Annotated in this window: 19 protein-coding genes, 2 rRNA genes and 1 riboswitch; of the genes, 3 read left to right on the top strand and 18 right to left on the bottom strand. The window is 39.7% G+C overall.

Annotated features, from left to right (window positions below; all coding sequences use genetic code 11):
- Positions 1 to 169: 169 nt before the first annotated feature.
- The 3 genes from DS031_RS05025 to DS031_RS05035 all read right to left on the bottom strand — a co-directional run bounded on the left by DS031_RS05025 (position 170) and on the right by DS031_RS05035 (position 3357).
- A complete protein-coding gene (locus DS031_RS05025; RefSeq protein WP_113804827.1) occupies positions 170 to 466 on the bottom strand; it encodes a YerC/YecD family TrpR-related protein in 297 nt (98 codons plus the stop codon).
- A 12-nt stretch (positions 467 to 478) separates the two neighbouring features.
- Positions 479 to 1555: a DUF3048 domain-containing protein gene (locus DS031_RS05030; protein WP_113804828.1), complete on the bottom strand. Its 1077-nt coding sequence runs from the start codon at positions 1553 to 1555 to the stop codon at positions 479 to 481.
- Positions 1556 to 1617: 62 nt separating this feature from the next.
- A complete protein-coding gene (locus tag DS031_RS05035) occupies positions 1618 to 3357 on the bottom strand; it encodes an adenine deaminase C-terminal domain-containing protein (RefSeq protein ID WP_113804829.1) in 1740 nt (579 codons plus the stop codon).
- Positions 3358 to 3494: 137 nt separating this feature from the next.
- Between DS031_RS05035 and DS031_RS05040 the strand changes: the two genes are divergently transcribed.
- Together DS031_RS05040 and DS031_RS24545 are read left to right on the top strand one after the other, a co-directional pair.
- Positions 3495 to 3752 carry a YgaP family membrane protein gene (locus tag DS031_RS05040; RefSeq protein ID WP_113804830.1) on the top strand — a complete coding sequence of 86 codons (258 nt, stop codon included), beginning with the start codon at positions 3495 to 3497 and terminating at the stop codon, positions 3750 to 3752.
- Between the two features lie 102 nt (positions 3753 to 3854).
- Complete coding sequence (locus DS031_RS24545) at positions 3855 to 3953, top strand: EYxxD motif small membrane protein (RefSeq protein ID WP_342767229.1); 99 nt, start codon at positions 3855 to 3857, stop codon at positions 3951 to 3953.
- On the opposite strand, the gene purD is transcribed toward DS031_RS24545, so the two are convergent.
- The 13 genes from purD to DS031_RS05105 form a co-directional block, all read right to left on the bottom strand.
- Complete coding sequence (gene purD, locus DS031_RS05045; protein ID WP_113804831.1) at positions 3931 to 5199, bottom strand: phosphoribosylamine--glycine ligase; 1269 nt, start codon at positions 5197 to 5199, stop codon at positions 3931 to 3933. The two genes, DS031_RS24545 and purD, sit on opposite strands and share 23 nt — an antisense overlap.
- Positions 5200 to 5234: 35 nt before the next feature.
- A complete protein-coding gene (gene purH, locus DS031_RS05050; RefSeq protein WP_113804832.1) occupies positions 5235 to 6773 on the bottom strand; it encodes a bifunctional phosphoribosylaminoimidazolecarboxamide formyltransferase/IMP cyclohydrolase in 1539 nt (512 codons plus the stop codon).
- 19 nt (positions 6774 to 6792) lie between these two features.
- Positions 6793 to 7371, bottom strand: coding sequence for a phosphoribosylglycinamide formyltransferase (gene purN, locus DS031_RS05055; RefSeq protein ID WP_113804833.1), 579 nt, complete (start codon positions 7369 to 7371; stop codon positions 6793 to 6795).
- Entirely contained in the window at positions 7368 to 8405 is a 1038-nt protein-coding gene (gene purM, locus DS031_RS05060; RefSeq protein WP_113804834.1) for a phosphoribosylformylglycinamidine cyclo-ligase, read from the bottom strand. Before purM ends, purN begins: the two co-directional genes overlap by 4 nt.
- Before the next feature lie 120 nt (positions 8406 to 8525).
- Positions 8526 to 9938: an amidophosphoribosyltransferase gene (purF, locus tag DS031_RS05065; protein WP_113804835.1), complete on the bottom strand. Its 1413-nt coding sequence runs from the start codon at positions 9936 to 9938 to the stop codon at positions 8526 to 8528.
- The gene (gene purL / locus DS031_RS05070) at positions 9914 to 12136 is read right to left on the bottom strand and encodes a phosphoribosylformylglycinamidine synthase subunit PurL (protein WP_113804836.1); all 2223 of its coding nucleotides are present in this window, start codon (positions 12134 to 12136) and stop codon (positions 9914 to 9916) included. Before purL ends, purF begins: the two co-directional genes overlap by 25 nt.
- Positions 12123 to 12803, bottom strand: a complete 681-nt coding sequence (purQ, locus tag DS031_RS05075; RefSeq protein WP_113804837.1) for a phosphoribosylformylglycinamidine synthase subunit PurQ — start codon at positions 12801 to 12803, stop codon at positions 12123 to 12125. Before purQ ends, purL begins: the two co-directional genes overlap by 14 nt.
- The gene (gene purS / locus DS031_RS05080) at positions 12800 to 13054 is read right to left on the bottom strand and encodes a phosphoribosylformylglycinamidine synthase subunit PurS (protein ID WP_113804838.1); all 255 of its coding nucleotides are present in this window, start codon (positions 13052 to 13054) and stop codon (positions 12800 to 12802) included. Before purS ends, purQ begins: the two co-directional genes overlap by 4 nt.
- Positions 13042 to 13764 (bottom strand): phosphoribosylaminoimidazolesuccinocarboxamide synthase, encoded by a 723-nt coding sequence (gene purC / locus DS031_RS05085; protein ID WP_113804839.1) that lies wholly within the window; start codon positions 13762 to 13764, stop codon positions 13042 to 13044. The genes purS and purC overlap by 13 nt, the downstream gene beginning before the upstream one ends.
- 56 nt (positions 13765 to 13820) lie before the next feature.
- Positions 13821 to 15113, bottom strand: coding sequence for an adenylosuccinate lyase (gene purB, locus DS031_RS05090; protein ID WP_113804840.1), 1293 nt, complete (start codon positions 15111 to 15113; stop codon positions 13821 to 13823).
- An 84-nt stretch (positions 15114 to 15197) separates the two neighbouring features.
- Positions 15198 to 16319: a 5-(carboxyamino)imidazole ribonucleotide synthase gene (purK, locus tag DS031_RS05095; RefSeq protein WP_113804841.1), complete on the bottom strand. Its 1122-nt coding sequence runs from the start codon at positions 16317 to 16319 to the stop codon at positions 15198 to 15200.
- Entirely contained in the window at positions 16316 to 16804 is a 489-nt protein-coding gene (purE, locus tag DS031_RS05100; protein ID WP_113804842.1) for a 5-(carboxyamino)imidazole ribonucleotide mutase, read from the bottom strand. Before purE ends, purK begins: the two co-directional genes overlap by 4 nt.
- Positions 16805 to 16960: 156 nt before the next feature.
- Positions 16961 to 17062, bottom strand: a riboswitch (purine riboswitch).
- 82 nt (positions 17063 to 17144) lie between these two features.
- On the bottom strand, positions 17145 to 17333 hold the full coding sequence (locus tag DS031_RS05105) for an NETI motif-containing protein (protein ID WP_113804843.1): 189 nt from the start codon (positions 17331 to 17333) through the stop codon (positions 17145 to 17147).
- 235 nt (positions 17334 to 17568) lie between these two features.
- Here DS031_RS05105 and DS031_RS05110 point away from each other — a divergent pair, with 235 nt between their 5' ends.
- Positions 17569 to 18030: an Hsp20/alpha crystallin family protein gene (locus tag DS031_RS05110; protein ID WP_181833021.1), complete on the top strand. Its 462-nt coding sequence runs from the start codon at positions 17569 to 17571 to the stop codon at positions 18028 to 18030.
- Positions 18031 to 18180: 150 nt separating this feature from the next.
- Here the strand turns inward: DS031_RS05110 and rrf are convergent.
- Both rrf and DS031_RS05120 read right to left on the bottom strand, forming a co-directional pair.
- Positions 18181 to 18297 (bottom strand): 5S ribosomal RNA (gene rrf / locus DS031_RS05115).
- Between the two features lie 236 nt (positions 18298 to 18533).
- Positions 18534 to 18716 (bottom strand): 23S ribosomal RNA (locus tag DS031_RS05120); the annotation flags it as partial.

Below are 18716 nucleotides of genomic sequence, written 5' to 3' on the forward strand. Positions count from 1 at the left end.
AAAAGCGTAAGCACCTTGTTCACCCCCGATAAGCAAATGTTCTTATGGCAAAAAGGTGATTTGTACCTTTAAGTCATAAGGTTATTTGACTCGAGGGGGGTAGGCGCTGAAGCTGGACACCAAATGAAAACACAAATAAAAATAGAGAGCAAAAATTTGCTCTCTATTTTTATTTGCTCTCTGCAATTCGATCAAGTGCGAGCTGGTAAGCGTCATTTCCATAATTCAGGCAGCGTTTTACACGAGAAATCGTTGCCGTACTTGCACCTGTTTCTGTTTCAATTTTATGATACGTATACCCGTCTCTTAACATGCGGGCTACTTCAAGACGCTGTGCTAATGATTGGATTTCATTCACTGTAGCTAAATCATCAAAAAAACGATAACATTCATCTAAGTCTTTTAACGTTAAAATCGCTTCAAATAATTGATCAAGCGTTTTTCCGCGTAATTTTTCAATCTGCACAATTGTTCCCCCTTAAATTCCGTTATAGTTAATACTTTGTGTAATACCTGGATCACTAGGGATAATATTAATCCAAGTGGCTCCTGGTAAAAGCTTTAATTTTTGCCCATTTAAAAATGGAAGAAGTCGTCCATTTTCATTTTTCCATTCCACCTGTTGGACCACCCCATTTTGCAAAAGAAGGGCTTTTCCGCCGGATGTTAAATTAATCTCACGGCGGCCAGCATTATCTATAATACGATGATCGGCTTCAATAATAAATACATTTTTTAATTCAACAGGTGTTTTTGATTCTCGATCAATTGTCTGCTCTTTATCATTAAAGCGATAATATGTTGAAGTATTAGGATTGTAATGATAGCTTACATTGTAGCGACCTAAATAGTCAATTTCTACGTTTTCTGCTAGCTCTCCATTAACCGCTTTAAAACGCTCTTCGGATTGAAAAGGAAGAGGATGTACTTCTTTTTCTAAGCTGTATCCCTTTAACTCCGCACCTTTGACAAGATTTTCATACGTAATATAGGAATTATGGGGAGCTTTGCGAAACGATACACGTGTGAATAACGTACCATCATAAGTAATGCCGTTTATATGATCAATAACACCTGCTTTTAACATGTCATATGCTTCTGGACTATACCCGTGTGCCGCATAAAACGCACCATACCCTTTACTTAATTCAATATAGTAATTACGCGCACTGCGGACAGGTCCAATTATTTCCGGCATGTCACTTTGGTAAATCGCAATAAAACGTGTCACCGCTCCTTCTGCTAACACTTCATAAACGACATCAGCTTTATGAAGACCTGACTGAGGCCGTGCCTTTGGATGATTGTTTACCATCACTGCTATCGGACGGTGATTGGTTGGTTCATTTGTTTTTTCACCTGTTAATGGTAAAGTAAAATGATAGACTGCCGCTTCCTCTACCGGCTCTTCTGCATGTTCTTCAATCACCGCTTCTTCTTTTACAGGAGAACGTTGGCTTTCTTCTGCTTCCTGTTCTGCTTTGTTTTGACATGCTGTTATAAAAATGAAGAGAATAACCAAAAAAACGGCTCTCACATAGTGCTGGTTCTTCATAAATTTCCTGCCTTTTGTTGAAGGTTTTCTATTACTGCTTCATAGAACTTCTCTTTACTAGTTTACCGCATAATCGCAGGAAAGAGTACTGTTTTATTTTTCACATCAAAAATTCCTCTTTGCGTAATCCTGATATAGGGTAAATGTGTAGCTGAAAAAAATAATAAACTATAAATCGGATCAATAAATTGATACCCTCGTTCACGTAGCTTTTGGAGCAGTTCTTTTTGCTGCTGAATTAATGTTTCCATCGACTCTTTAGACATAAGACCAGCTAGAGAAAGGACAATTTCGCTCACTACTTCCCCGCTTTCTACAAGAACAATCCCTCCGCCTATTTCCTTTAACCGCTGAAAAGCTGCAATCATATCGTACTTGTTTTTGCCGATGAGAATAATATCACCTGTATTTGAAAAGCTGCTTGCAAATCCCGCAACTTTATCTGCAAATCCTTTTACGACTGTACATAAACGCCACTTCCCATGTTTATCAATGAGCATTAAAAACGATTCATCATGTTCTTCCTCAAGAACATCGATACTTGTTTCAATATTAATATTATAAGGCTTTGTGATAACAGAGTTAATCATTTCAATTCCAACCGGCACTGAAAACGTTAAATCCTCAAGCGTTACTTCCCAATCTAGCTCGAGCGGCTGAAAACCAAAGTTATCCAAAGAAAGTGAATTTGCTGGATTTACATTTTCCCCTTCGTAACGCACCCATTCTCCTTTGGCAAGAACAGAGTAGGGTCGAGGATTTCGTTTATCTTGTAAGAAATTAATATGCGCAAAACGTCCTGGTGCAATTAATCCATGAATATCATCCATGCCAAAATGACGTGCGGCATTATAACTTACCATCGCATAAGCGTTATATTCATCTATTCCTTGTTCTAAAGCAATTTCAACGAGTCGATCCTGCATCCCTTCTTCGTAAAAAGCAGGTGTTGAGCCATCGGTATTGAGCATGACACGATCAAAATGTTCCACACCTAACTCTTTCATTTCAGAAAGCAGCTTAGGAAGATCAGGACGAATTGATGAATGCCGAAGTGAGGCTGTATAACCAAGCGCTAAACGCCGCACCGCTTCCTCACCTGTCATTGCTTCATGTTCACTATTCACTCCTAAAAGCGTCATCTGTGTAAGTGTTTTGCTGGAGGCACCAGGAAGATGGCCTTCAATCTGCTTTCCACTTTGTATCGTTTCCTGCATCCAATCAAGAATTTCATTATCGCCTGCTAATACTTGAGGCCAACTTGTTAATTCCCCACCTTGAATTACAAGCGGATGTGACAGCCATTTCTTTATTTTTTTATTTGTAAAAATTTTTTCTTCTTCATTAAATTCTGTTTGTCCATCATAACGGCACCACCAATAACTTGACGTAGGAAGATGATTTACTTCTCCAATAAATGAAAGCGCTTTCTCTGTTGGTAATTGTAAAAACAACATTAAATTATCATTTACTAATGTCGTCGTTCCCCTGCTCGATGCATATCGGGCTAATGTAAGGGGATTATATAATTGAAATGGATGTGCATGAGGCTCAATATAACCAGGTACTAAATATTGTCCCGTACAATCAACAGTTTCTTTTGCTGTTTTCTCTGGTAATTGATCACCCACATAGACAATTCGATCTTCGTAAATCCATATATGAGCATGCATCCATTTTTTTAATACTAAATTTAAATACGTTGCATTTTTCAACAATTTTGTTGGGGCCATCTCACCTTTAATAACTGCTAACTGATTTCTTAGCTGCAGTTTATTCCATCGCATTGTTTGTTCGGGCATGCTTCTTCCCCCACTTTACATTTATGATTGGTTTCATTCTAACATACTTTTTTCTTTTAACGAAATAAAAATGAAGGAAATCTTTCATAAAAATGCAGGGGAAAAAAAAGTAAATGAATGAAAAGGGGTTTTTTATAATGAGACCAAATATTGGCATCATCAATGCGCTGTGCCGCATTACAATCGGCTTTACTGTCCTTGCTTGGGCAACCGCTAACCTTGCCAGGAAGCCTTGGCGTGATTCTTTTCTGCTTTATGCGATGCTTGGCGGCATGAAAGTCGGCGAAGGACTAACACGCTACTGTCCATTAACAGCACTGTTTGAAAATAATGTTAATTTTAAAAAACATCAAGATACAGATGAACAAGAAGAAACAGTAATTAATCCTTCTTAGTAAGAAATGCGTAAAGCAGCTGAAACCAAACAACAAAGAACAATAAAAAGGGTTGACTCAAAAATAAAGAGTCAACCTTTTACTTCATAAGGAGCTGATAACATGGAATTTCTAACAGATACATCGTTTATTTATATTACATTGATTGGGAGTATTATCGCAGTCTCTTATATATGGATTAAGAGGAAACGTGTGAAATAGCGCGTCTGCCGATATCTTTTCGATAAAAAGCGTCTGGACATTTAATTTTCGCCATTTCAGTGTATACGGCCTCTTTACTTGCTAAAAGGGTTTCTCGTTTACATGCTGCAAGTAAAATACGGCCGCCATTTGTAACAAATTGACCATTCTTTTCGTCTGTACCAGCATGGAAAACGAGTGTATCCTCATTCATAAGCTCAAGTCCTTCAATCGGCTTTCCTTTTTCATAATCACCAGGATAACCGCCAGATGCAAGAACAACGCCAAGAATTTCATCGTCTGTCCATGTTAATGTTACTTCTTCATCCTTTAAAATCGATAATAACACAGAAACAAGATCATTTTCTAAACGCGGAAGGACGACTTGTGTTTCTGGATCTCCGAAACGCGCGTTAAACTCAATAACTTTTGGACCTTCTGCTGTTAAAATTAAGCCCGCATATAAAATACCTGTAAACGAACGGCCTTCTTTTACCATTGCTTTTGCAGCAGGCTTTAACACTGTTTCAACAGCTGTTGCTACCTGCGCCTCAGAAATTTGCGGCACAGGCGAATACGCACCCATTCCACCTGTATTAGGGCCTTCATCGTTGTCAAAAGCACGTTTATGGTCCTGTGAAATTACCATTGGATACACTTTTTCACCGTGAACAAACGCCATTAAAGAAAATTCTTCCCCTTCTAAAAATTCTTCAATAACGACTTGCTTACTTGCATCACCAAAGCGTGCTTCTTCCATCATTTCATAAAGGCTGTCAAGCGCATCTTTTTCTGTCATTGCAACGGCCACACCTTTTCCAGCTGCTAAACCATCTGCTTTAATTACAATAGGCGCTCCTTTTTCTTCTACATATGCTTTTGCGTCTTCATAAGATGTAAAGGAACGGTATGCTCCAGTTGGAATTTCATATTTTTCCATTAATTCTTTTGCAAATGTTTTACTTCCTTCAATAATCGCAGCTTCTTTACGCGCTCCAAATACCGTTAATCCTTCTTCTTCAAAGCGGTTGACAACCCCTTCTAAAAGCGGCTGCTCTGGACCAACAAATGTTAAGCCAATATTGTTTTCTTTGGCAAACGAAACGAGTGCATCGTGATCACCTTCATCAATATCAACTAATGCTGCAACGTCACGCATCCCCGGATTTCCAGGTGCTGCGTAAACAGTATGAACTTTTTCGCTTTGCGCCATTTTCCAGCAAAGCGCATGTTCTCTTCCTCCACGACCAATAACAAGAACGTTCATAGTCTCACTCCTTCATAGCAGTCTTTAAAAATGAATTAATGTTTAAAGTGGCGAACTCCTGTAAAGACCATTGCAATTCCAAGCTCATTCGCTTTGTCAATTGACTCTTGATCACGAATTGATCCACCTGGCTGAATAATCGCTGTTACGCCCGCTTTACCTGCTGCTTCAACTGTATCATTCATTGGGAAGAATGCATCAGATCCCATAACCGCACCTTTTGCTTCTTCACCTGCTTGTTCAATTGCAATACCAGCTGCGCCAACACGGTTCATTTGGCCTGCGCCAATTCCTACTGTGCGGTCATTTTTCGTTAAAACGATCGCATTTGATTTCACGTGCTTCACAACTTTCCACGCAAGCTTTAATGCTGCCCACTCTTCATCAGTCGGCTGTCTGTCTGTTGGTACAGTAACTTCTGCATTTTCAAGTGTATAACGGTCTTCATCTTGAACGAGCACTCCACCGTGAACTGCTGTTAAACGTTTTTCCGGTGTATCTACTTCATCAATTGGAAGTGTTAATAAACGAAGGTTTTTCTTTTGCGTAAGAACTTCAAGTGCTTCTTCTGTAAATGAAGGCGCAATAATAATTTCAAGGAAAATTTCTTTCATTTTTAACGCTGTCGCGTGGTCTATCTCACGGTTGGCAGCAACAATTCCCCCGAAAATGGAAACCGGATCCGCTTCATATGCTTTTTGATACGCTTCTTCAATTGTTTCACTTGTTCCAACTCCACATGGATTCATATGCTTTACAGCTACAACAGCAGGCTCTGTAAATTCTTTGACGATATCAAGCGCAGCATTCGCATCTTGAATGTTGTTGTAGGAAAGCTCTTTTCCGTTTATTTGTTTTGCCGCGGCAATTGAACTCTTATCTCCAAGCGGCTTTTTATAAAAAGCTGCGTTTTGGTGAGGATTTTCACCGTAACGAAGGTCCTGTACTTTTTCATATGTCACAGTATAAGATTCTGGGAACTCTTCTCCAACTTGCTCTGTTAAGTATTCAGAAATTAACGAATCATATGCTGCTGTATGACGGAACACTTTTGCCGCAAGCTTACGGCGTGTTTCTTCTGATACTTCATTCGTTTCTTTTACCTGCTCAACAACTGTCGCATAATCACTAGGATCGACAACAACCGTTACGAATTTATGGTTTTTCGCAGCTGAACGAAGCATTGTCGGTCCGCCGATATCAATGTTTTCAATCGCATCAGCAAACGTTACGTCAGGCTTTGCGATTGTTTCTTTAAATGGATAAAGATTAACAACAACTAAATCAATCGGTGTAATGTTATGCTCTTCTAACTGCTGTTGGTGTGTTTCTACATCACGCATTGCGAGTAAACCACCGTGAATATTTGGATGAAGTGTTTTTACACGACCGTCTAAAATTTCCGGAAAGCCTGTTACATCAGAAATGCCAATTACCGGTACTCCAGCTTCTTGTAATTGACTTTTTGTTCCACCTGTTGAAATGACTTCCACACCTAGCTCTGTTAACGCTTGGACAAATTCTACAATGCCTTCTTTATTCGATACGCTCACGAGCGCGCGTTTAATTGCCATGAAAAAATCCCCCTCTGCTCTAACTGTAGCACTTTGTTGTTAAAATCTTGTTAATTGTTTTCGGATATAAACGATGTTCGACCGCTTGAATTTTTGCCTGCAAACTTTCGTGTGTATCCTCTTCCGTTACCGTCACTGCCTCCTGCGCAATAATAGGGCCCGTATCCATTCCTTCATCAACATAATGAATGGTCACACCAGATACTTTCACGCCGGCAGCTAATGCTTGGCCGACCGCATCTTTACCAGGAAAAGCCGGTAAAAGTGATGGATGAATATTCACAATTTTTCCTTCATACGCTTTTAAAAGCGTTGAACCGATGAGACGCATATAGCCGGCAAGAATGACAAAATCGACTTCTTTTTCTCTTAAATTTTGTACGATCTCTTCTTCGAACGCTTCCTTTGTTTCATAGTTTTTTGGCGAAAAAACAAAGGTTGGAATACCAGATTGTTCAGCACGCTCAACCGCTTTTGCTTCAGGCTTATCGCAAACAAGCAGCACAATTTCTGTTTTTAACTGTTTATCTGCTGCCGCGTCAATCAATGCTTGAAAATTGCTGCCGCTTCCTGAAGCAAAGATTGCGATTTTACTCATTTTACGTCACCGCCTGTAAAAGTTACGCCTTCTCCTTCTGTGACACGTCCAATGATTGATGCCTTTTCGCCAGCTTCTGCAAGAATTTTCACGATATTTTCAGCGTTTTCCGCAGAAACAGCAAGAACCATACCGAGTCCCATATTGAACGTTGTAAACATTTCTTCACGTTTAATGTTTCCTACTTCTTCAAGCAGTTCAAAAATTGCAGGAATGTCCCATGAACCGTTGATTACTTCAACTCCTAAACCTTCAGGAAGCATCCGTGGAATATTTTCATGAAATCCGCCGCCTGTAATATGTGCAATCCCGTGAATATCGTATTTCTTCAATACTTCAAGAACCGGCTTTACATAAATACGTGTTGGCACAAGTAATTCTTCACCAAGCGGACGCTCGAGTGAATAGCTTTCGTTAAGATCAAGTTTCGCATCTTTTAACAACACTTTACGAACAAGTGAAAAGCCGTTGCTGTGCAGTCCATTTGAACCAAGCCCAATTAAAACATCGCCGGCTTTTACATTTTCTGATTGAATAAGCTTTGATTTTTCAGCAGCCCCGACTGCAAATCCAGCTAAATCATACTCATCTTCTCCGTACATATCAGGCATTTCCGCTGTTTCACCGCCAATTAATGCACAGCCAGCCTGCTCACATCCGTCAGCTACCCCTTTTACAATTGCTTCAATTTTGAGTGGATTTAACTTCCCGCTCGCAATGTAATCTAGAAAGTAAAGCGGTTCAGCACCTTGAGCAATAATGTCATTTACACACATTGCCACACAGTCAACACCGATTGTATCGTGTTTATCCATCATAAACGCAAGCATTAGCTTTGTTCCAACACCGTCTGTTCCGGAAATAAGCACAGGTTCTTTATAGTTAAGAACAGATAAATCAAACATACCGCCAAAACCGCCCAGTGCGCCCATTGCCCCTACACGATTTGTTTTTGCAATATGTTTTTTCATGCGTTCTACTGCTTCGTAACCTGCTTCGATATCTACGCCTGCACTTTTATATGCTTCTGCCATACTTTGGCCCTCCCTATGATTGCAAATACAAAGGAGCTGCATCACCTTCAATTGACACGCTCCCTTGTACAGTTAGTTAGTATATAACATTCATAATACTTGTAATCGTAACCGCTCTGTTTAAACTTTTTCGTATGGATGCATCGTATCTGGATAAATTTCGGTCGGATATGTTCCAGTAAAACATGCTAAACATTGACCGCGGTTTTCATCATCAAATGGACGGCCGATTCCTTTAACCATCCCTTCTGGACTTAAAAATGCTAAAGAATCAGCACCAATGATTTCACGAATTTCTTCAACAGATTTCGTTGAGGCAATGAGCTCTTCTGTTGAGGATGTATCAATGCCGTAAAAGCAAGGGTTTTTAATAGGCGGCGAACTAATTCGCACATGAACTTCAGTTGCACCTGCTTCACGAAGCATTTGCACAATACGACGACTTGTTGTCCCACGTACAATGGAATCATCGACCATGACAACACGTTTGCCTTCAACAACCCCCCTTACAGGAGAAAGTTTCATTTTTACACCCTGCTCGCGAAGTTCCTGCGAAGGTTGGATAAACGTTCTGCCGACATAGCGGTTTTTAATCATACCAAGCTCATAAGGAATGCCTGATGCTTCAGCATAACCGATTGCAGAAGAAATACTTGAATCCGGTACACCCGTTACAACATCCGCATCAATAGGTGCTTCGAATGCAAGAGCTTTTCCTAGATTTTTACGAGCTGTATGAACATTCACACCATCAATATTGCTGTCCGGGCGAGAGAAATAAATGTATTCCATACTGCACATTGCACGTTTTGTTCCCGTTGAAAAACGCTCTGAACGTATGCCGTCTTTATTAACAATAAGCATTTCTCCTGGTTCTACATCTCTTTCAAAGGTTGCACCAACAACATCAAACGCACATGTTTCACTTGCGAATACGTACCCATCACCAAGGCGGCCAATTGAGAGCGGACGAAGACCATTTGGATCCTGCGCTACCATTAGTTCTGTTTCCGTCATAATTAAAAACGCAAACGCGCCTTTAAGCATGGAAAGGGCATTTTTCACTTGATCTTCTAAACGTTGAAAACCGCTTCTTTTAATTAAATGAGCAAGTACTTCTGTATCAGAAGTTGACTGAAAAATACTTCCCTGCGCTTCTAATTGATGCTTTAGAGCATTAGCATTTACTAAGTTACCATTATGTGCAAGCGCAAGTCCGCCTTTTGCAGAACGGAAATGAAGGGGCTGTACGTTTGCATAGCCGCCTCCGCCCGCTGTTGAATAGCGAACATGACCAATTGCGCCCTGCCCTTTTAAATTTTTCAGTACATCTTGACCGAACACCTCTGTTACGAGGCCTAGACCTTTATGAATATGTTGTGCTTCGCCGTCTGTTGTAACAATACCCGTTCCTTCTTGTCCGCGGTGCTGCAAACTGTGGAGGCCGTAGTATGTTACTTGGGCGGCATCTGGATGATTCCAAACGCCAAATATTCCACACTCTTCATTTAAGCCTTTGATTTCAGCAAGCATGGGATAGCTCCTTTCCAAGCTGATTTCATTTCAGCTTGTGTTGCTTTAAGAATAACGTCACCCGATTCATTTTCAATCACAAGACCTGTATCTTCGGTTACTTCACCAATTAGTACAGCATCAACAAGCTTTTCAAATGTTTCTTTGTTTTCCTTTTTCACAGATACAAGGAAACGAGATTGTGATTCACTAAACAGTGCTGTTACTTCTTCACCTGTTAATGTAACTTTCGCGCCAATTTCGCCGCTCATTACTGATTCTGCAAGCGCGATGCTTAAGCCCCCTTCAGCAACATCGTGTGCTGATGAAATGACACCTTGACGAATCGCTTCAAGAAGCGCTTCTTGTCTTTTTGCTTCTACTTCTAAATTTAGTGCCGGAGCTTTTCCAAAGATTTCACCGTGAACGAGCTTTTGCAGTTCACTTCCACCAAACTCAGGATTTGTTTCACCAATTACATAAACAAGGTCTCCTGCTGATTTGAATGATTGTGTTGTAATATGTTCTACATCTTCTACTAATCCAACCATACCGATTACTGGTGTTGGATAAATCGCAACACCGTTTGTCTCATTGTAAAGCGATACATTTCCACCGATAACGGGTGTATTTAATGTACGGCATGCTTCACTAATACCGTCTGCTGATTTTTCAATTTGCCAGAAAATTTCTGGTTTTTCCGGATTACCGAAGTTTAAGTTATCCGTAATCGCAAGTGGCTTTGCACCAGAACATACAATGTTTCTAGCAGCTTCTGCTACAGCGATTTGACCGCCTACTTCCGGGTCAAGGTATAAATAACGAGAATTACAGTCTGTTGTCATCGCAAGAGCCTTCTTCGTGCCGCGAATACGAACAACGGCCGCATCAGATCCAGGAGATACAACAGTATTTGTACGAACCATATAGTCATATTGATCATATACCCATTCTTTACTCGCAATCGTCGGCTGACTTAACAGCTTTAAGAATGTTTCTTTTACGTCAGCTACTTCTGGTACAGTTCCTTCTTGTTTTTGGAACTCCTCATAGTATGCCGGAACTTTTGATGGCTTATGATAAACCGGTGCATCTTCTGCTAATGAATCAACCGGTACTTCTGCTGCAATTTCGCCTTTATGGTAGAGACGGAATACTTTTTCTTTAATTACTTTACCAACTGTAACAGCATTTAAATCCCATTTATCAAAAATTTCTTTAATTTCATGTTCACGGCCTTTTTTAACAACAATAAGCATACGCTCTTGTGATTCAGACAGCATCATTTCGTATGGTGTCATGTTTTTCTCACGCTGAGGCACTTTGTCAAGATCCATTTCAAGTCCCATGCCTGCTTTACTTGCCATCTCACTGGCAGAAGACGTAAGACCGGCCGCACCCATATCTTGAATACCAACTAATGCATCGCATTTGATTAATTCAAGACACGCTTCTAAAAGAAGTTTTTCCATGAATGGGTCGCCAACCTGTACTGCCGGACGATCTTCTTCAGACTCATCTGTTAATTCCTCAGATGCAAATGTTGCCCCGTGAATTCCGTCACGACCTGTTGTTGCCCCTACATACATCACAGAGTTTCCTTCACCTGCTGCAATTCCTTTTTGAATATCGTCATGGTTAATAAGACCGACACACATTGCATTTACAAGTGGATTTCCTTTATAGCAGTTATCAAACTGTACTTCGCCGCCAACCGTTGGAATTCCGATACAGTTTCCATAACCCGCAATACCGGCAACAACTTGTTCAAATAAATACTTTACTTTTGGATCGTCTAATTCACCAAAACGAAGTGAATTTAAAAGGGCAATTGGACGTGCACCCATTGAGAAAACGTCACGAATAATACCGCCTACACCTGTTGCAGCACCTTGATAAGGCTCAATTGCTGATGGGTGGTTATGGCTTTCGATTTTAAATACAACCGCTTGATTATCACCAATATCAACAATTCCAGCACCTTCACCAGGTCCTTGAAGAACGTGCTCTCCTTCAACTGGAAACTTTCTTAAGACAGGCTTTGAGTTTTTATAGCTGCAGTGCTCCGACCACATAACAGAAAATAACCCTGTTTCTGTATAGTTTGGAAGGCGACCGAGAATGTTTTCGACCATCGCAAACTCCTCGTCGGTTAAGCCCATTTCACGGTATACTTTTTCTGCTTTAATTTGTTCTGGTGTTGGTTCAAGATAAGACATGGGATTCCCTCCAATTTTTCAAAATCGATTGGAACAATTTTAAACCGTCGCTGCTGCCAAGCAGTGCATCCACTGCGCGCTCAGGGTGCGGCATCATCCCTAATACATTTCCTTTTTCATTCATAATTCCAGCAATGTCTACGACAGAGCCGTTTGGATTTTCGTTATATTCAAATACGATACGATTATTTTCTTTAAGCTGTGCGAGCGTCTCTTCATCACAATAGTAATTTCCTTCACCATGTGCGATTGGGATTGTAATTAACTCGCCTTCTTCATAAGCAGATGAGAACAGCGTATTAGCATTTGCTACCTTTAACTGTACAGGGCGGCAAATGAACTTCAATCCTTGATTTCGCTTCATCGCACCAGGAAGCAATCCTGCTTCAAGAAGCACTTGGAAACCATTACATACGCCTAATACCGGTTTTCCTGCTTCAGCAGCTTTCTTCACTTCTTTAATTACATTTGAGAATTGTGCAAGCGCACCGCTTCTTAAATAGTCACCGTAAGAAAATCCACCTGGAAGCAAAATCGCATCAAAGCGATCAAGATCTGTTTCGTCGTGCCACACGTACTCTACTTCTTCGCCTAGTTCATCTGCAATAGCATGGTACATGTCCACATCACAATTCGAACCCGGAAAAACGATTACCGCGAACTTCACTGAGATACGACCTCCTCGATTTCATACGTGTAATCTTCAATTACTGGATTTGCTAAAAACTTATTACAAATTTCTTTTACACGCGCTTCAACATCGTAGTCTCCCTTTTGAAGTGAAAGCTCCATATATTTACCGATACGAATATCCTCAACTTCGCTGTAATCTAAGCTGTGTAATGAACCTTTTACTGCACTTCCTTGTGGATCAAGAACACTTTCCTTTAACGTAACGTAAACTTTTACTTTGTACATGAAGATCCCCCTAATCGTTTTAAAATTTCTTCATAAGCTGCTGTTAAATCACCTAAGTCACGACGAAACACATCTTTATCAAACTTTTCATTTGTATGAATATCCCATAATCGGCACGTATCAGGAGAAATTTCATCTGATAAAAGAAGCTCTCCATCCGCTGTTACACCGAATTCTAATTTAAAATCTACTAAGCGAAGTTCCAAGCTTTCAAAGTGCTTCGTTAAAACATCATTTACTTTCAGACCAATTTCTTTCATATCGCTCAACTGTTGTTGGGTAGCAAGCTCTAAAATACGAATATGATCATCATTAATGAATGGATCACCAAGATCGTCGCGTTTGTAATACCATTCAACAATTGTCTCTTTTAAAGGTACACCTTCTTCAAGTCCGAGGCGTTTTGCAAGACTGCCGGCTGCAATGTTTCTGACAACCACTTCAATCGGAATAATTGTTACTGCTTTAATGAGCTGTTCTGTATCAGAAATCTTTTCAATGAAATGGTTGTCAATGCCTGCTTGCTTCAGCTTGTCAAACAATAACGACGTAATTTCATTATTCAGTTTTCCTTTTCCAGTAATCGTTGCTTTCTTTTCCCCGTTAAATGCTGTGGCACTGTCTTTATACTCGACCCAAAGCGTTTCTTGTTCATCTGTTTGATAAATTTTCTTCGCTTTTCCTTCGTAAAGTAGAGCTTGCTTTTCCATTTTTTCCCCTCCAACAGGTGGTTTTATTTCAAAAGCCGGTTTTCAGTAAGAAAATCTTACAAACCAAGACGTTCAAAAATCATATCAACATTTTTTAAGTGATAGTTGTAATCAAAGCAATCATCAATTTCTTCTTTTGAAAGTTTTTCTGTAATTCTCGGCTCCGCTTCAATCAGTTCACGGAACTGAATGCCTTTTTCCCAAGCTTCCATTGTTTTCGGCTGCACAAGGTCATACGCTTCTTCACGTGACATCCCTTTATCAATTAATGTGAGAAGAACACGCTGTGAGTAAATTAATCCGTATGTTCTCGTCATATTGCGTTTCATATTTTCAGGGAATACCGTTAAGTTTTTCACGATGTTTCCGAAACGATTTAACATGTAGTTTAACGCAATCGTCGCATCCGGTAAGATCACGCGCTCTGCAGATGAATGAGAAATATCACGCTCATGCCAAAGTGGTACATTTTCATAAGCTGTTAACATATAACCGCGAATAACACGCGCAAGACCTGTCATGTTTTCAGAACCAATTGGGTTACGCTTATGCGGCATTGCCGAAGATCCTTTTTGACCTTTTGCAAAAAATTCTTCTACTTCGCGAGTTTCAGATTTTTGCAGACCGCGAATTTCAACTGCAAACTTTTCAATTGATGTTGCTACAAGTGCTAATGCAGCCATATAGTCGGCATGACGATCACGCTGTAATGTTTGTGTTGAAATTGGAGCCGGACTTGTTCCTAAGTTTTCACACACATACTTTTCAACAAAAGGATCAATGTTTGCATACGTTCCAACCGCACCAGAAATTTTCCCGAATTGAACACCTTCAGCAGCTGTTTTAAAGCGCTCAAGGTTACGCTTCATTTCTTCGTACCAAAGTGCAAGCTTTAAACCGAATGTTGTTGGCTCAGCGTGAACACCGTGCGTACGGCCCATCATTACGGTATGTTTATGGTCTTGTGCTTTGTTTTTTAGAATTTCAACGAATTTTTCAATATCTTTTAGTAAAATATCGTTTGCTTGTTTTAACAGATAGCCATTTGCTGTATCAACAACGTCTGTTGATGTTAACCCGTAATGCACCCATTTGCGTTCTTCACCAAGTGTTTCTGAAACGGCACGTGTAAATGCAACTACATCATGACGTGTTTCCTGCTCAATCTCATAAATACGATTAATATCAAATGACGCATTTTCACGAAGCTTTTTTACATCTTCTTTTGGAATTTCACCTAACTCCGCCCATGCTTCACATGCTAAAATTTCAACTTCAAGCCAAGCTTTAAAACGATTTTCTTCTGTCCATATCGCGCCCATTTCTGGTCTTGTGTAACGTTCAATCATTCTGATCGTTCCTCCTATTATCTTTCATTTGTACTGCTGTTAGTATTCCTATTTTTCGTTATAAAATGGAACTTTCATTCGCGATTACCAAATATTAAGAGCCTCAATTTTTGCTAATGCCTCTTCAACAGAATGTGCAAGCACATTTAAATGACCCATTTTACGCTTTTCTTTTGCCTCTTCTTTTCCGTATAAATGAAGCTTACAATCATCAAATTGATCAATTTTTTGAAGGACATCTTCTAGATGTTCACCTAAAATATTAACCATGACAACAGGCTTCAACAAATCCGTTTTTCCAAGCGGCCAATTGCATACAGAGCGAATATGCTGTTGAAACTGCGACGTTTCACAAGCATCTAATGTATAATGTCCTGAATTATGTGGACGCGGTGCTAACTCATTTACAAAAATGTGATCCTCATCCGTTAAAAACATTTCAACAGCAAGCGTGCCAACAAGGTTTAAAGAATCTGCAAGCTGAATCGCAATTTCTTTTGCATTTTCCTCAACGTTTTTAGAGATTCTTGCCGGTACAATCGTTTGATGCAGGATGTTATCTTTGTGGATATTTTCAGCAACTGGGAAGGTTGTTGTCTCGCCCGATACACTTCTTGTTACAATTACTGAAATTTCTTTTTTAAAAGGAACCCAGCTTTCTAGAATGCAGTCTGTTTTTCCTACTAACTGCTCTAAAGCCATTTTTATATCCTGCTCTTCTTTAATCACAATTTGGCCTTTGCCGTCATAGCCGCCGCGGCATGTTTTTAATACCGCCGGCAAACCAAGTTCCTGAACGCCTTGGTTTAAGTCTTCTTTATTATCAATCAGTCGATAAGGGGCAACAGGAATGCCAAATTCACTAATCGCTCCTTTTTCAAACTTTCGATCTTGTGTAATGGTAAGAAGTTTACTCCCCTGCGGTAAATTGCCGTTTTCTTCAATCCATGTCGCTGTTTCATTATCAATATTTTCAAATTCATAAGTGATCACACTGCTTGTCTCAACAAGCTCCTTAGCACCCTCTAAACTATCATAGGAAGCAATCACTTTTTTATCGGCAACTTGTCCACATGGTGAATCAGTTTGCGGATCAAGTACTGCAATTCGATACCCCATCTCTTTTGCAGCAATTGCCATCATCCGTCCTAATTGTCCACCGCCTAAAATACCAATTGTCTCGCTAGGAAGAATGCGTTTTGTCATAACAATTCATCACTGCTTTCTAAAACTTTCTCACGTGTTTCAGTGCGACGTGTTTCAAGCTTGTCCGCAACTTCATCAAATTGTGTGCTTAAAACTTGCGCAGCAAGAAGACCTGCATTTGTTGCACCAGCTTTACCAATTGCTACGGTTGCTACCGGCACACCACCAGGCATTTGAACAATAGATAATAACGAATCAAGTCCGTTTAAGGCTTTTGATTGGACAGGAACACCAATAACTGGAAGTGTTGTTTTTGCAGCAACCATTCCTGGAAGGTGAGCAGCGCCGCCAGCTCCTGCAATAATAACTTTTAAGCCTCGTTCTCTCGCTTTTTCTGCATACTCAAACATTAAATCAGGTGTACGATGAGCAGAAACAACCTTTTTTTCGTATGAAATATTTAGTTCATCCAACACATCGCAAGCATGCTTCATTGTTTCCCAATCAGATGTACTTCCCATAATGACGCCAACTAACGGTTTCATCAAAGGGCTCCTTTCCTATATAGAAATTATTATTTATCCGTTCTTTTCCAATTATTATTCTAACAAAAAATCCCAGGGATGGTTTATATTCCTCTACAAGAGAAAGCCATCATCCTGGGATGTCAAAGGATCCGTATTTAAACAATATCTTGTTTAAACCGAACAGCTTCCCTTCATAGTCCAGTAATTTATGGTTACCGGGTAGAAACGTCTAGGCCATATCCCTAAACATATATGAGGTATTGCTATCACTATCGCTCTTACATAGTAACAACAATTAAAGGTTTCTGTCAACAAAAAATCGAACAATTAAATCCTCTTTTAATATAATGTTCGTTTTTTACTTTAAAACGCCTTCAAAAATAATTGCCTGACGATAATATTCAGGATTTGCTCCTTTTTTTGTTTCTTTAAAAACAGGCTTTTCTGTACGCTTTACTGGTCGATAGCCTTCATCATCCATTCGTTTTAAGCATTGCTCAATGGTCTCATTTTCCTTCACTTCAAATTGTTTCCTTTTAGAAGCCATACGTTCACGCTCACCTCCACTAACATACAAGCATATCTTTTCATTATAAAGCTGAATTAATAAACATTGCTAATTTTCACACAACCAATTATAACAACAGCATAGATATTGTACTAACCTTTTTCTTTAGTTTCTTTTCAACATACTTAACAACTCTCTTTTCTAATTACTTATAGGATTCGCACAATCGCTGTAAAAAATGAATAGGATAAAACAAGGAAATGAGGTGATCATGTTGGACAGTTGGAATAAAATGAATCAATGGAAGCAGATGATGGATCAATTTATGGGAGATAATTTTTGGAAAAATTTCAATATGGAGCAGCTATTAGGAAATAAACAAGAGCCAACTGTGAATGTATATGAAGCTGGAAATGAAGTTCTTTGTGTAATTAATCTTCCCGGATTACGAGATGTAAAAAACGTTGAGTTATATGTAGAATACCAGCAGTTAATTGTACGAGGGCATAACAGTCTTAAATTTTCAAGATTTCGACCTTTAAATGAAGAAATCTTTCAAGGATCGTTTGAACGTTCTATTAACCTCCCCTTTCCTGTACGCGAAAAGCCTATTGATGCTTCTTATAAAAAAGGCTTACTCATTATTCACCTTCATCGCTTAATGAGTGAAACACCACAAAAAAGAATTCCAATCCAAAATCATGATCAGCCAACGGAATTAAAGAAGAAAAAATAAAGCCTCATATATAAATTTATAGATATATTGGCATACAATTTGTCTTTAGATAAATGTATGCTAATGGAATTATAAGGTGTTTTTTATTTTTAAATTTATTAACCACAAAAAAACTCCTTGAAGAAAAATTCTTCAAGGAGTTTTAAAATTGCCCAGCAGCGTCCTACTCTCACAGGGGGAGAGCCCCCAACTACCATCGGCGCTGAAGAGCTTAACTTCCGTGTTCGGCATGGGAACGGGTGTGACCTCTTCGCTATCGCCACTAGACTTACAGGATGTTAGTCGTTCTACGTTGTTCACAGGACGTGAACGCTTTTAGTAGAACTTCCTGAATTTTATTGAGTTATTCTCTCAAAACTAGATAACAACGACTTTCCAATGACATCCAGCTTCATAAGCCAAACCGTACGGCTATTTTCTCTCTCCTACGAAGTCAAAAAGCGACTTCTTGGTGAGCGATTAAATATCCTATCGGTCTAAACGGGCTTATTCCGCTTTTGATTTAGGTTAAGCCCTCGATCGATTAGTATCTGTCAGCTCCACGTGTTGCCACGCTTCTACCCCAGACCTATCAACCTCATCATCTTTGAGGGATCTTACTAGCTTGACGCTATGGGAAATCTCATCTTGAGGGGGGCTTCATGCTTAGATGCTTTCAGCACTTATCCCTTCCACACATAGCTACC

This window comes from Bacillus taeanensis (assembly GCF_003318295.1).
Classification (GTDB): domain Bacteria; phylum Bacillota; class Bacilli; order Bacillales; family UBA6769; genus Maribacillus; species Maribacillus taeanensis.